Here is a 14,919-nt window from a genome sequence, read left to right as displayed (position 1 = left end):
GAAGATGGAGCTGGATATCGACTTCGTGCGGGGGCAGTTTCCCGCCTTTTCCGACCCCAGCCTTCGGGGCCAGGCCTTTTTCGAAAACGCCGGCGGCTCTTACACCTGTCGCCCGGTGATCGACCGGCTGACGCGGTTCTACACCCAGCGCAAGGTGCAGCCCTATGCGCCCTATGAGGCCAGCCGCCTGGGCGGTGAGGAGATGGACGAGGCCCGCACGCGCATGGCCGCGATCCTGGGGGTGGAAACGGACGAGCTGTCCTTCGGCCCCTCGACCTCGGCGAATACCTATGTGCTGGCCCAGGCCTTCCGGCAGTGGATGAAACCCGGCGAGGCGATCGTGGTCACCAATCAGGATCACGAGGCGAACTCGGGGCCCTGGCGGCGACTGGCGGAAGAGGGCATCGAGGTGCGCGAATGGCAGGTTGATCCGCTGACCGGCCATCTCGACCCGCAGGATTTGGCGGTGCTGCTGGACGAGGATGTCCGGCTTGTCTGCTTCCCGCATTGTTCGAACGTGGTGGGGGAAATCAACCCGGTGGTCGAGGTCACCGCCATGGCCCATGCCGCCGGCGCCTTCGTCTGCGTCGACGGGGTGTCTTACGCGCCGCATGGGTTTCCCGATGTCGGTAGTCTAGGCCCCGATATCTATCTGTTCTCGGCCTACAAGACCTATGGGCCGCATCAGGGGGTGATGGTGATCCGCCGCCCTCTGGGGGAGCTGCTGCCGAACCAGGGGCATTATTTCAACGGTGGCGCGCTGTACAAGCGGTTCACCCCGGCGGGGCCGGATCACGCCCAGGTGGCGGCCTGCGCCGGAATGGCGGATTACTACGATCTGCTCTGCGATCACCACGGCGGCCCGGCTTCGGGCGCGACCGAGCGCGCGGCCTTCGTCAATGGGCTGTTCCATGCGCATGAGACCGCGCTGCTGCAACCGCTGCTCGATGCTGTGAAGGATCGCAACGCGGTCCGGCTGCTGGGCCCGACGCGGGCCGAGGGGCGGGCGCCGACGGTGGCGTTGGCGCTGAACCGTCCGGCCTTGCCGGTGGCGGCTGAACTGTCGCGTCACGGCATCATGGCGGGGGGTGGAGATTTCTATGCCGTGCGCGCTCTGTCGGCGCAGGGCATCGACCCGGAGCAGGGTGTCCTGCGGCTGAGCTTTACCCATTACACCAGCGCGGCCGAGGTCGAGCGGTTGATCGAAGTGCTCGATCAGGTGCTGTGATCGCGGTGTCCTGCTTGCGGACCGGAGAGGAGAGGACGACATGAGCGAGACGCCGATCATCCTCTGGTTCCGGCGCGATCTGCGGCTGGCGGATCATCCGGCGCTGAGCGCCGCTTGCGCGGCGGGCGGTCCGGTGATCCCGGTGTTTATCCTCGATCCCGAGACTGAAGCTCTGGGGGCCGCCGCGAAATGGCGGTTAATGCATTCAATTAAAAATCTCTCTCAATCAATTGATATTACGGGAAATAGACTGATATTGAGGCGAGGGGATGCGGCCGCTGTCCTGGATCGTCTGATCGCCGAGACCGGAGCCGGCGCGGTTCATTGGACCCGGCTTTACGATCCTGCCGCCCGTGCCCGCGATCAGGCGATCAAATCCGCGCTCAAGGCGCGGGGGATTTCAGCGCGATCCTTTCCCGGGCATGTGTTGTTCGAGCCCTGGGCGATTGAGACCGGCGCAGGCGGCTTTTACCGGGTGTTCACCCCCTATTGGAAATCCGTGCGCGACCGTCCGGTCGATCCGTTGATCCCGGCGCCCACCCGGCTCCCGGCGCCCGCCCGTTGGCCGGCAAGTGACTGGCTGGATGATTGGGCGCTTGGCGCCGCGATGGGCCGGGGCGCGGCGGTGCTGGAGCGGTATTGCGAAGTCGGAGAGGCGACGGCGCTGGCGCGGCTCGACAGTTTTCTGGATGGGCCCGTCGCCGATTATCAGCTCGCGCGCGACTATCCGGCGCGGGCGGGAACCTCTGGCCTGTCGGAGGCGCTGACGCTTGGTGAAATCGCCCCACGGCGGATCTGGCACGCGGCGCAGCGCGTGCGGCAAGGCGGGGCCGGGGCGGGGGCCGAGACCTTTCTCAAGGAACTGGCCTGGCGCGACTTCGCCCATCACCTGATGTTCCACACCCCGCATATCCTGACGCGAAACTGGCGCCAGGATTGGGATGGCTTTCCCTGGAACGAGGATCGGCACGACCCGCGGGTGATCGCCTGGACGCAGGGCCGTACCGGCGTGCCCTTTGTCGATGCGGCGATGCGAGAGCTTTATGTGACCGGGCGGATGCACAACCGGGCCCGGATGATCGTGGCCAGTTTCCTGACCAAACATCTGCTGAGCCACTGGCGCATCGGCATGGACTGGTTCGCCGATTGCCTGACCGATTGGGATCCGGCGTCGAACGCGATGGGCTGGCAATGGTGTGCTGGCTCCGGCCCCGATGCGGCACCCTATTTTCGCATCTTCAACCCGGAGACCCAGGCAAAGACCTGGGATCCGAAAGGCGATTATGTCCGCAATTGGATCGCTGAGGGCCAGCGCAATCCACCGCAAAGCGCGCTCGACTATTTCGACGCCATGCCGAAAAGCTGGCAGATGACGCCGGGCGATCCCTATCCAGCGCCGCTGGTGGGGCTGGCCGAGGGGCGCAAGATGGCACTGGCTGCCTATGAGGGCCACAGATCGGCGCGCTGACCGGCTGCGGGTCAGGTATGGGCCCTTGCGTGACGGGGCCGCGACGGGCTACCACCGGATCAGCCATAGTGTCCGGAGCTTGCCCGATGCCCACTGCTGCCCGCCTTGTTGCCGCGATCTCTCTGGCGCTGGTCGCTTGGGGCGTGTCGCAGATGGTGATGGCACGGATGGCCGGGATCACCGATTTCGGCTGGTTCGTTGAGGTCAACATCGCTCTGGGCCTGGCCGTCGGCTGGATGCTGATGGGGCGGCTGGCCCGTCCGGGGGCAATTGCCACGCTGAACAATGGCATCACCAGCGCGGTGGTTCTGACGGTATGGGCGCTGGCCGTGCAGGGTGGCTATGAGATGTTCCGCCTGTCGCTGAATCGCCGCTATCACGGGCTGGGGGACGCCATCGGCGGACTTCTTGAAAATATGATTGGTTACGCCCGTGTGCTCCTGAATCCGGAGATTCCCGTGGCCCTGCTGCTGGGCGGCGTTCTTGGTGCCCTGATCACCCGGTTTGCTGTCAAGATGTGGCGATAATATACTGACATATAAGGATTTGTAACGTGACAGACCTGTTTCTGACTGGTTGCTTGCGGCATGCTCCGCTGCTGGAAACCCTGCTGGGGCGTGTCGCTCCGGAGGGACAGCCGGCACAGCTGCCCGATCACGCGCTGCATTGGACCGCGGACCTGAGCACCCCGGTGGTGATCGCGGACAAGGGCCAAGCCGTGCCCGGCGTACTGCTGCGCGTCAGTGAGGAAGAACTGGCGCGGTTGGATTATTTCCAGGGTGCTTTCGGTCTGCATCTGGCAGAACTGCAGGTGGAGGCGGAGCGCGGCGTGATCGAGGCTCAGGTCTTTCTGTCGGGCCCCGGGGCCGAACCGGGCCCGGCGCTGGAGTTCGACGCGTGGCAGGCCGAATGGGGGGCGTTCATGACCCGCGTCGCGGTCGAGGCGATGGGCTGGTACGGGCGGCTCGGGCCTGAAGGGTTGCGCAGCCGGCTGCGCGGCATCCGGTTGCGGGCGGCGGCGCGGACGGCGATCAGCGCGCATCCCGACAGGGCCGGTCATGACGTCACCCAAGACGTTAATATGATCGAGCATCGCTTTGCATATGCTGACTATTTTGGGATGGAGGAGGCGCTTCTCCAATTCCGCCGCTATGATGGGAGCATGAGCGCGCCGATGGCCCGCTCTTGCCTGGCCACGGGCCGGGCGAGTGTCATTCTGCCCTATGATCCGGTGCGTGACAGCGTTTTGCTGATCGAACAGTTTCGCGCGCCGCTTTATCTTGGCGGTGATCCCGCGCCCTGGTTGTGGGAGCCCATCGCCGGCATGATCGACCCGGGCGAGACGCCGGAACAGGCCGCCTTGCGCGAGGCGGAGGAAGAAGCGGGGGTGATCCTGTCGCGGCTGGAGACGGTCGGGGCGGCCTATTCCAGTTCCGGGTCCTCGATGGAATATTGTCATCTCTTCGTCGGTCTGGCCGATCTGGGGGGCGCCGGCGGCGTTGGCGGGCTGGCCTCCGAGGGCGAGGACATCCGCAGCGCGGTGATTTCCTTCGACGATTTGATGGAAGGCATCGACCGGCATCTTTATCGCGATATGCCGCTTTTGGTGGCTGGGCACTGGTTGGCGCGTCATCGTGACCGGCTGCGCGCGGAATCGTGACCGGCTTTTCGATCGGTTCCGGATCGTCGCGGAAACCGGGCGTTCGCCTCTGTGCGGTGGGAGGGAACAGCATTCCATCGCCCGTACAGGGCCCGGAACGGGCATTCGCATTTCTCCGGGGCGCTTGCTCCCGTGCTTGAGCTTGCGGCGGGGCGGCGCTACATCTGCGTCAGAAGCCGTCGATGGAGGACAGGATGAACGTCGCACAGGATCTGGCCGAGGCCATTGGACATACGCCTCTGATCCGGCTGAAGAAGGTCAGCGAGCTGACCGGTTGTGAAATCCTCGGCAAGGCGGAGTTTCTGAACCCTGGCCAGTCGGTCAAGGATCGCGCTGCGCTCTATATCATTCGCGACGCCGTCGCCCGGGGCGAACTGAAACCGGGCGGCACCATTGTCGAAGGCACTGCGGGCAATACGGGCATCGGTCTGGCGCTGGTCGGTGCCTCGATGGGGTTCAAGACGGTGATCGTCATCCCCGAGACGCAGAGCCAGGAAAAGAAGGACATGCTGCGGCTGGCCGGGGCTGAGCTGGTGCAGGTGCCCGCGGCGCCCTACAAGAACCCCAACAACTATGTCCGTTATTCCCAGCGTCTGGCCGAGGAGCTGGCCAAGACCGAACCGAATGGCGCCATCTGGGCCAATCAGTTCGACAATGTCGCCAATAAGCTGGCCCATGCCGAAACCACCGGCCCGGAGATCTGGGAGCAGACCGGTGGCAAGGTCGACGGGTTCGTCTGCGCCGTCGGCTCGGGCGGGACGCTGGCCGGCGTGGCCGAGGCGCTGCAACCCAAGGGCGTGAAGGTTGCGCTGGCTGATCCGATGGGGGCTGCGCTATATTCCTATTACACCACCGGAGAGTTCAAGGCCGAAGGCAGTTCGATCACCGAAGGGATCGGGCAGGGCCGGATCACCAAGAACCTGGAGGGGTTCACCCCAGATTTCGCCTATCAGCTCCCCGATGAGGAGGCATTGCCCTACGTCTTCGATCTGCTGCGCGAGGAAGGTCTCGTACTGGGGGGGTCCTCGGCTGTGAACGTGGCCGGTGCGGTACGGTTGGCGCGGGATCTGGGGCCGGGCAAGACCATTGTCACCGTGCTTTGCGATTATGGGACGCGCTATCAGTCCAAGCTCTACAACCCGGATTTCCTCAGGGAAAAAGGCCTGCCGGTGGCGGATTGGATGACCGCGGCGCCGGCCAGTATTCCCGGCGTTTTCGACGACGAAGCATGACACTGGCCGGGCGTGTCAAACGCCCGGGCCGGCGAGGCCGTCTTGCGCTGGCGGCTTTGTGTCTTGTCGGTCTGGGTCTGATAACGGGGCTGCCGGCGCAGGCTCAGGATGGCGTGACCCCGGCGGTTCCGTCCGCCGAAGGTACGGCGACAGTTTCGGCGCCCACTGTCCCGGCGACCACGGCGGCTGAGGCCGCTATCGGCGCGGCCAGGGAGGCGGCCACCGATGCCGCCGCCCTGAACAGAAGCGAGCAACAGCAAAGCGCCTATTACAAGGACTGGCTGGCGACCGCGCGCCGGGCCGAGCTGGCGATTGACGCCAATCGCGCCTCGAATGCCGCGCTGGAGCAACTTCGCGCCGAACTCGTATCTTACCGGCAAAGTTTCATGTCTGAGCGGGACAAGAATTCCGCCCGGATCGAGACGTTGCAGGCGCAGGTGAATGCGCTGGGGCCGGCGCCGGAAGAGGGCACAAGCGAAGTCCCCGATATCGCGGCGCTGCGCAAGAGCCTGAACGAACAGCTTGCCACGCTGAAGGTGCCGGCGCTGGTCGCGCAAGAGGCCTATAGTCGCGCCGACGGGCTGATCTCGGAAATCGACCGGATCATCCGAGACCGGCAGAAACTTGAACTGCTGGCCCGGGGGGAGCCACCGCTGGCGCTGTCGGTCTGGACCGCGGCGCTTGACGAATTCAACGGTTTCCTGCGCGACATGCGCAACGAGACCGCCAATAGCTGGCGCGCGGCGCGCGATCTGCAACGGCTGCGCAGCAACCTGCCGCTGATCCTGGCGTTGACCGGGCTGGGGCTGCTGTTGCTGTTCCGCGGCGTCGCCTGGGCCGAACGCGCGGGCGAAACCCTGGGGCGACTGGCCGGACGCGGTGCCCATGTGGGCCGCTTCGTGGTTTCTCTGGGGCGCATCGCCCTGCCGCAGATCGGGTTGTTCCTGCTGACCCGGGCAGTGCATGCCTCTGAAGTGGTGGGGCTGCGCGGCACCATGTTGCTGAACCTGCTGCCGGTCTGGGGGATCACGCTGTTCGGCTTCATGTGGCTGGGAGAACAGCTTTATTCCCGTAACGAAAAAGAGGCGATCATTCCACTGCCGGCACCGGTGCGGGCGGCGATGCGGCGCACCATGCTGCTGGCGGCACTGGTGCTGGTGCTCTATCGCCTGGTGTCCGAGATCGAGACGGTCCAGAACGTGTCGGTCAACACCCGTGCCGTGATGATGCTGCCGATCATTCTGGTGGCCTCTTGGCTGCTGCTGCGGGTGCGCAAGCTGACCCTGTTGCGCGAACAGGACGGCCAGATCATGCCGGCGGGGCTGCGGCGGATGGCATCGACCATCCGGGCGCTGACGCTGATTGTCGCGATCGAGGCCCCGCTGATGGCGGCGATCGGATATCAGGCGATGGCTGAGGCGATCATCTTCCCGGCCATCATGACGCTGGCGGTGTTCGGCGTGGTGATGGTGCTGCAGCGTTTTGTCAGCAATCTCTACGCCTGGCTGTCCGGCAAGGGCGACGCAGCCGAGGAAACCATCGTGCCCGCACTCGCCGGTTTTGCATTGGCGCTGCTGGCGCTGCCGGTACTGGCGCTGGTCTGGGGCGCGCGCCCCACCGATCTGACCGAGCTGTGGACGCGGTTTCTCCAAGGGTTCAGCATTGGCGGTACCACGATTTCGCCCAGCGATTTTCTGACCTTCGCGGTGATCTTCGGGGCCGGCTATGCGGCAACCCGGGCCTTGCAGGGGGCCCTGAAGGGCAGCCTTCTGCCGCGCACCCGGCTGGATGCGGGCGGTCAGAATGCGGTGGTCAGTGGCGTTGGCTATATCGGTATCATCGCATCGGCGCTGCTGGCGATCACCCTGGCGGGGATCAACCTGAGTTCGCTTGCCATCGTCGCTGGCGCGCTGTCAGTCGGCATCGGCTTCGGGTTGCAGAACATCGTGTCGAATTTCGTCTCTGGCATCATCCTGCTGATCGAGAGGCCGATTTCCGAAGGCGATTGGATCGAGGTCAACGGCCAGATGGGCTATGTTCGCGATATCTCGGTGCGCTCGACCCGGATCGAGACCTTCGACCGTACTGATCTGATCGTGCCCAATGCCGACCTGGTCAGTGGCATGGTCACCAACTACACTCGCGGCAATACCGTTGGGCGGGTGATTGTGCCGGTGGGGGTGGCCTATGGCACCGATACCCGGCGGGTCGAAGGCATCCTGCGCGATATTGCCGACAGCCATCCGATGGTCTTGGCCAATCCGGCGCCGAATGTGGTGTTCCAGGGATTCGGCGCGGATTCGCTGGATTTCGAAATCCGCGCCATCCTGCGAGATGTGAACTGGGTGCTGTCGGTGAAATCCGACATGAATCACGAGATTGCCAAGCGATTTGCCGAGGAAGGGATCGAGATCCCCTTCGCGCAGCGCGACATCTGGCTGCGCAACCCCGAAGCACTGCGCCCAGTGCCGCCGGTCGCTGCCGGTCCCGTCGAAGCGGCCCGCCCAGCGACCCCGGTCGCATCCGCCGCACCGGTCGATCCCGATAGTCCCGATACAGCGGAAGGCGAGGGAGAGGAGCCCTAGGCCCGGCATCGGGGCCGGGTTGGGGCGGGTCTCTGGTGGCGCTGATCTGCAGGTGCGCCGGCGGGGCAGCGCCTTGGCGCGTGGTTGGTAAGGGCGTCGCGCATCTCCTGCATGAATTTGCGCCGGGACGATCGAAAAAGGCGATTTTGCACCTTGCATTGCCCGCGCCGATCCTGCAAATAGCCGCGACACGGACAGTTGGCCGAGTGGTCGAAGGCGCACGCCTGGAAAGTGTGTAGGCGGGAAACCGTCTCGAGGGTTCGAATCCCTCACTGTCCGCCATATACCTTTTAACGACTTCATTTTCTGTTGTTTTGAAACAATAGATCGCCGGTGAATGAAGCCTTTAGCTGCATCCTCACGCCTTGTTTTGCCCCACATTTTGCATCACTTTTGCGCTACATGAGGCATCATGTGGGGGTGAGGCATGTCGAGGCCAGTGTTGCGGGGAAAGACTTGGCATCTCAAGCGGCGTTGACCTGCCAGGGGCCTTTTCTCCAGCCGTGACCGGAGCCTGGTTGGCGTCGGCGCTGACTTGCGCCGGGTGTGCAATCGCCTGGCATGAGCGGCTTTACTTCGCGCAGCCGAGTGGGCGATTGCGGTGGTCGGGGGCCGCGCGTAGTCAGTCGGGGTCTGGTAATCCAAGGCCGAGTGCGGGCGTTCGGTATCGTAGTCGGCAGCCCAGGCGGCGATCACGATCCGCGCGTGGGCCAGGTTGCGGAACATCGTCTTGTTGAGAAGTTCATCCCGCATCCGCCCGTTGAAGCTCTCCATGAAACCGTTCTGCATCGGCTTTCATGGCGAGATGTAGTGCCACTCGATCCGGTGTGCGGCAGCGAAGGTTAGGATGGCATTACCGGTCCGTTCGGTGCCATTGTCAGAGACGATCATCCCCGGCTTGCCGCGGCGCTCGATCAGGGCCGTCAGTTCACGCGCCACACGGGCGCCCCGAGATTGAGGTGTCCGGGATCGCCGCCAGGCACTCCCGGGTGATATCGTCGACCACGTTGAGCAATGAGCCATTGCGGCGCCATCGGTTCGAGCCCAATGGCGAATGAAGCGCTGCCCGCCCGCGAACTGGTCATGGACGAAATCCAGCGATCCCATCGACCGGCAGTTGTTCGCACAGCAAACGACGAGAGGGCGCGCGCATTGGGCCGTGCCTCGACCAAGATCGGGGCCCGTGTTCCGACCGCCTTGCGCCGGGCCTTCAGATGCGCGACCGCCTCGCGCTTCACCCCATGCCTCGTGCTCGGCCAGGATGCTCTCTCTGGGCAGCATTCTGCGAATGCGCCTGCCGGGCAATGGATGACCTGTCCGTCCGAAAATCTCGTTCGCCTCTTTGTCCGTTCTCAAGTTGGGCCGGTCTCAAATCGCAGGAAGAAGAGAAATCCCGTGGCAGGTCAGTCTCGTCATCTTCGCTCCTTCGTCCCGGCAATGCTGCCGGATCAGGAGCGGGAAATCCACCTTACTCAGCCGTTCAGATTTCCCGAACCACCTCTGCTGGACGGGGGCTACCAAGGCGGATCGACGCGTGACACTGTACGGATGAATAGGTTGTGCCCCCTTCAGGAGGGGCAAAGGCCGGCCGCGGTGGGCACGACGATCGGCCACGCGTGCCTGGTGCCGCCAGATCGGGGCAGGGTGCCATGTTCGATGAAACGGGTGTTTGCCAAATGTGCCAGGGGCAGGGCTGCAAACCGGATGTTGCCTATGCTCCGGCCCGCGACGTAGGCGGATCGGAGCGTTTCGGGATCAGCGCGGTTCGGTCCCGCACCAGTCGGCAATGAACAGAGCCATCGACTTGGTGGTGGTTCGCAACGACTCGAGATCGACATATTCGTCGAAACCGTGGCTGACATAGCCTTTCGGCCCGTAGCAGAGCACCGGGATCTGATGGTAGAGCGCAAAGACCCGCGCATCCAGATAGGCCGGCGCGATCCGGGTTTCCAGTGGGGTGCCGAAGGCGGCCTCATGGGCCTGAGCCAGGGCCTTTTCCGCTTCGGAGCGGGGCTCCAGGACGTAGCCTTCGGCGTTGAAGCCGTTCTGTGTCAGCCGGGGCGGATGCTGCGCCAGAAAGCGGTCGCTGCGGGCGAAGGCGGCGACATGTTCCTCAATCTCGCGGAACTTGTCCTGGGCTTTAAGTCCGGGCTGGATCGACACGCGCACCTGAAACCGGCACCAGGCCGGGACCGATGATCCCCAATCCCCGCCGGCGATCTTGCCGATATTCAGGTTGGCCGGCAGTTGCTTGCCGCTGAAATATTCGTATTCCGGCGCTTCGGCGTTCCATTTCGCTTCCAGCTCGCGCAGCGTGCCGATGACCCTATAGGCGGCGTCAATGGCATTGGCGCCTTCCCCCATCTCATGGACGTGAACCGGAATGCCCCGAACCTCGACCTCGAACCACAGCACCCCGCAGGCAGCGCGTACCAGTGTTTCCTGCTCGGGCTCGGGCACCAGCGCCGCCTCGGCGGTATAGCCCTGGAGGAAGGCCTGCAGCGCGCCATTGCCGGTGGATTCCTCTTCGACCACGGATTCCAGATGCACCGTGGCAGCCGGTCGCAGACCCGCGCGCCTGAGCGCTTCGAGTGCGAAGACATTGGCCGAGGCGCCCGCCTTCATATCCCCCGCGCCACGGCCATACAGCCGGCTCCCGACGATTTCGCCACCATAGGGATCGTGTTCCCACATGTCGCGTGGCCCGACGGGAACCACATCGACATGATGCTGCAGGATCAGCGAATGGCCGGTCTCTTTGCGCGGGTAGAGCGTGCCCACCACGATCGGCGCCGAAGAATGCTCGGCTGAGAACGGCGCGCCGCCCTCATGGGCGATGAGCATCGTTTCATCCATGTCGAACCGGTCGACGGCAAAGCCGCGCGCCGCCAGATCGCGAAAGAAGAAATCTTGAATCGGCCGTTCCGCCCCGCGCTGCGACTGAAAGGACACCAGCGTCTGAAGATAGGCGACCTGATCGTCAAACCCGTCGTCCACCGCCTGCAAAATCTTGTCGCGCAATTGTTGTTCCACCGCCGCCTCTCCTTTCCGGTCCTCAGGCCCCGGCAGCCTCCTTCCGAGACGCCGGGTCAGTCCGCCGAACCCTAGCGGCGGGCGGCCCAGCTTCGGAACAGGTTTGATACGGCCCCTGACGGAAATGTCATGCTCCGGCCCTCGGTGCGCGGGAAAGGACCGGAATTTGGGCAAATCCCGCGGGGAACAGGGGCGGGCCGCCGGACCGCTAAGGTCCGGTTGCCGCGAGATGTCAGTAGAACAGCTTTGATTCCAGGAAATTGAAGAGGTTGGAATAGAGCACGTCGGGCCGCAGATAGGTTCCGGCATAGTCGTAGGCGGCCCGTTCCATCGCGGCGCGATCCTCAGGGGAGCTCAGCAATCCAGCCACGGCCCGCGCGAAGTCTTCCGGTGCGTCCTCCCTGAGGATCACCCCGGCCTCTACCGCCTGATCGAAACCACGCGCGCCCACCGTCGAGGCGACGATCGCCTTGCCGTTGCTCAGCGCTTCGGTCATCTTCATCGCGATCCCGGTCCCGAACAGCACCGGATTGATGATGACTGCCGCATCGCGATACAGCGGCAAGATGTCGCCCACCACCCCGTGGATCGTGACGTGGTCATCGGCATGTTGCGCCACCGCATCGCCGCAACTGCCGACGATATTCAGATGCGCGGTCCCGACCGCTTGCCGGATCGACGGCCAGATCTCCTGCAGGAAGAATGCGATACCGAAATTATTGGCCTCGTAGTCATTGCCGACGAACAGCACCGACTGGCTTTCCGGGGCGGAGCCGACAAACCCCATGCTCTGGCTCGTGGGCATGGCGAGCACGGTGTTGCGCGCTCCGATCATCTCGTCCAGTTCGGCCTTTTCATCTGGCGAGATCGCGATACAGGCCGAGGCCATGCCCAGCATCGTCCGCTCCGCATCCGGGCCGACCCGGAATTTGTCGAGCTTGGGGATCGCCGCCGGGCCATAAAGTTCCAGCGCTTTCGAAAAGGCCTTGTAGCGTGCCGACTGGATGTCATGGGTGTCGATCATGCCATAGGTCCCGTCCGGCAAGGCGGTGTGCATCTCGCAACTCCAGGCGAATTGCGAGATCAGGACATCGGGCGCAAGGTGATGCATCACCGCCGCCACGGCGTAGTTGAACTGAGAATCGACCCGATCATAGAACGGCTCGCCCTCTTTCTTCATCAGCCGCCCGCTCTTGAGCGCCCGTTCCACGTAAGAGGTGAGGCGCCGTGTGCTGGCCGTCGGGCTCTTGACCTCTTTCAGCTCGTTCAGCGCAAGGCGCAACACTCCGGGTTTATAGGCCTGCGGGATCGTCAGATGCGCGTCACAATACCGGCGCAGATCCTTGTAATCGTCAAGCGCCTTGAGATAGTCCCAGGGTGCAGTCCGATCACAGAGCACCACGCTGTACCCGGCGGCCTTGAACCCCTGCATCATGTTCCGCACCCGGGTGGTGCCGCCGCCCTTGTTCAGAATCGTCCCCTGCAGCGCGAAGCAGACCACAGGTTCGGGCAATCGCCGCTCGGCGATGTCATGGTCGTAGATCAGCTGCGTCGCCTCGACGTCGCTCGGGCTCAGAAGCTGGTTGTTGGCGCTGACGATGATCGGCTTGGGAAGCCCGGCCAACATTTCGGTGCTTTGGGTCTTGCCGCTAGTGACCTGCAGCTCGACCTTGTGATTAGGCGCGAGGTCGAAATTCACCTCACCTGCGACGAACCAGCTTGTGATATCTGCGGTCGGGTCGAAATCCGGCACCACCGGGATCAGCGGGCTGCCGATGGTGCGGCCGGCGATCTGCAGCTCTACGGCTTTCGGCGGGCAGCCCGCGGCGCATTCGCCCCAGACCATCAGGGTCGAGTTGCGGCGATCGAATACGATCATCGTCGCCTTGGCGGTGATCTGCTGGATCGCCGAGGCCTCGGCGGTGAACTGGCCGAGCGTCTTGCCGAGATGCTGCAGTGACAATTGCGCGTTCAGATCCGCCGCAATCAGTGCCTCTGGATCATTCAGCGCCTCGGACAGCGGCAGGTCATAGACGAAACGCTGAACCTGCGGCCCCCGGAACCCCAGCTTCTGGGTCAGCTCGCGATCCTCGACGATTTTCGGAATCCCGTGGCAGTCCTGTCCGCCCAGACTGAGCGAGATCGAGGTCACCGTCTCGTAACTGCGGAACCAGCCTTCGCAGCGCAGTCTGTCGCGCAGGTAATCGAGCTTGATGCCGGTGATCCGCGCCTTCGGCTGGTCGTATCGGATCTGATCGCGCGCGATTGACCAGCCGACCTGTTCGCCATTAATCAGCTCGGCCACCACCGCGACAGACGACAAGGCACCCTGGCCCACGAAACGGGTCTGGGAACGGAAGCCGCCAAAGCGGTTTACGACGCCGCCGGTGCGCAGTTCCTGATTGGGACTGGGCAGGAAGATTTCATTCACTGGCGCCGACAGGCCGTTGCCAAGCTGTACGAGAAGCCGGCGCAGCGGCAGTTCCGGATAAGCCTCTCCCTCGATTTCGAGCAGGCGGCTTTCGGTGTCGTAATTGCACATGGTCAGAGCGAAACGCTTGTTCTTCGCGCTGTCCTTGGCCGGCTTCATGGTCGAAACCTTCATCGAGGTGCTCAACAGTTCGCGATCGTCGTCCGCGTCGATCAACGCAACACGCACCTGCGATACGGACTCGCCTTCGGGCAACCAGACACGGCATTCCCAGCCGGCGCGGCGATCGCCATATTCGGGGTAGTCCTTGTAAACGTCGGAGCGGGTCTTGCCCTGCTTGGCCTCTCCCAGCAGGGGGCCCGAGGCGCTATGGATCAGGATCCGCCCTTCACGCCCTTTCAGCAGGCGCCAGCCCCTGACGAAAAGCTCCCGCGTGTCGGGGTTGTAGTTGGCGGCGGAAACCCGAAGGATCGGGTCTCGTTCCAAGCTCGCTTCGGACGTCTTCTCATTCAGCATGTTATATTATCTTCTTGAAATCAGGAGTTTCGGGGGAAACGGGCACACACCACAGCCACAATACCCAAACGATCGTCCCGGGCCTGCCTGAGCTGGCGCCGGAAGGATGATCATCTCGCCGGAGTTCCCCGGATGCGCAAAACGACCCGGATCATCCGAGCACTTCTTCAAGCCGTGTGCGCGGAATGCGTTCGTCCACCATGGCGTCCTTGGACACGATCTTTAAGTCGATCCCCTGTGCGGTCAGCCAGTCGTACCAGTCGCCGCTGGCGGCGGCGCAAATCTCGACCTCCTCGGGGATAATCCGCGGTTTGTTGTAAAGAACGCCGCCATCGTGCAGGAAACGGCTGCGTTCGTTGAGATTGCGGATGCGCCGGGATTGGGCCAAGGTCCGGGTGCGCTGCGGCGCCGGCCGGTCATAGAAATGCGGCATGACCGAGGTATTCTTGGCACCGACATCCCAGCCCAGGGTCACGATGGATTTGAAGCCCATGTAATGGGCCATGTAAAACCCGATTTCATAGAGTACACCGGGCCCCCAGGGCCGCGCAGCGGTTTTGTCGAAGGTGAAATCATCATACTGGCCGGATCGGGCAAGCTGGGTGGAAATATCGCTTACATCTGGAAGGTCGAATACGATGTCGTGCTGCCCGTAGACGGGCGGGTCCACTGGGCATTGTTGCAGAACTCTGGCTAGGAAGGATTCACATCGTGAATCCATGGCGTTAGATGGTTCGGATGAGCAAGCCCACAGCCGCCCGCTATC

9 protein-coding genes, 1 tRNA gene and 1 pseudogene are annotated in these 14,919 nt (G+C 63.7%); 7 read left to right on the top strand and 4 right to left on the bottom strand.

All coding sequences use genetic code 11. From position 1 onward, the window contains the following. The first annotated feature begins 4 nt into the window (after positions 1-4). The 7 genes from G455_RS0113300 to G455_RS0113270 all read left to right on the top strand — a co-directional run bounded on the left by G455_RS0113300 (position 5) and on the right by G455_RS0113270 (position 8,455). A complete protein-coding gene (locus G455_RS0113300) occupies positions 5-1,228 on the top strand; it encodes an aminotransferase class V-fold PLP-dependent enzyme (protein WP_028094156.1) in 1,224 nt (407 codons plus the stop codon). Positions 1,229-1,268: 40 nt separating this feature from the next. Beyond that, positions 1,269-2,696: a cryptochrome/photolyase family protein gene (locus G455_RS0113295; RefSeq protein ID WP_028094155.1), complete on the top strand. Its 1,428-nt coding sequence runs from the start codon at positions 1,269-1,271 to the stop codon at positions 2,694-2,696. Positions 2,697-2,782: 86 nt separating this feature from the next. Further along, positions 2,783-3,223 carry a TrgA family protein gene (locus G455_RS0113290; protein WP_028094154.1) on the top strand — a complete coding sequence of 147 codons (441 nt, stop codon included), beginning with the start codon at positions 2,783-2,785 and terminating at the stop codon, positions 3,221-3,223. Between the two features lie 26 nt (positions 3,224-3,249). Then, positions 3,250-4,356, top strand: coding sequence for an NUDIX domain-containing protein (locus G455_RS0113285; RefSeq protein ID WP_028094153.1), 1,107 nt, complete (start codon positions 3,250-3,252; stop codon positions 4,354-4,356). Positions 4,357-4,550: 194 nt separating this feature from the next. After that, positions 4,551-5,588: a cysteine synthase A gene (locus tag G455_RS0113280; protein WP_028094152.1), complete on the top strand. Its 1,038-nt coding sequence runs from the start codon at positions 4,551-4,553 to the stop codon at positions 5,586-5,588. Continuing rightward, the gene (locus G455_RS24080; protein ID WP_051312482.1) at positions 5,585-8,173 is read left to right on the top strand and encodes a DUF3772 domain-containing protein; all 2,589 of its coding nucleotides are present in this window, start codon (positions 5,585-5,587) and stop codon (positions 8,171-8,173) included. The genes G455_RS0113280 and G455_RS24080 overlap by 4 nt, the downstream gene beginning before the upstream one ends. 192 nt (positions 8,174-8,365) lie before the next feature. Further along, positions 8,366-8,455, top strand: a tRNA-Ser gene (locus tag G455_RS0113270). 333 nt (positions 8,456-8,788) lie between these two features. Here the strand turns inward: G455_RS0113270 and G455_RS26035 are convergent. The 4 genes and pseudogenes from G455_RS26035 to G455_RS0113250 form a co-directional block, all read right to left on the bottom strand. Continuing rightward, positions 8,789-9,396: pseudogene (locus tag G455_RS26035) on the bottom strand (integrase core domain-containing protein); the annotation flags it as partial. A 532-nt stretch (positions 9,397-9,928) separates the two neighbouring features. Then, entirely contained in the window at positions 9,929-11,206 is a 1,278-nt protein-coding gene (locus G455_RS0113260) for an ArgE/DapE family deacylase (protein ID WP_028094151.1), read from the bottom strand. Between the two features lie 232 nt (positions 11,207-11,438). After that, entirely contained in the window at positions 11,439-14,153 is a 2,715-nt protein-coding gene (locus tag G455_RS0113255) for a glycosyltransferase (protein WP_028094150.1), read from the bottom strand. 151 nt (positions 14,154-14,304) lie between these two features. Then, a complete protein-coding gene (locus tag G455_RS0113250) occupies positions 14,305-14,823 on the bottom strand; it encodes a hypothetical protein (RefSeq protein WP_028094149.1) in 519 nt (172 codons plus the stop codon). Between the last annotated feature and the right edge of the window lie 96 nt (positions 14,824-14,919).

Origin of the sequence: Pseudodonghicola xiamenensis DSM 18339 (assembly GCF_000429365.1) — a bacterium.
Taxonomy (GTDB): domain Bacteria; phylum Pseudomonadota; class Alphaproteobacteria; order Rhodobacterales; family Rhodobacteraceae; genus Pseudodonghicola; species Pseudodonghicola xiamenensis.
The sequence above is the reverse complement of the archived record's forward strand: the minus strand, read 5'-3'. Positions and strand labels throughout refer to the sequence as shown.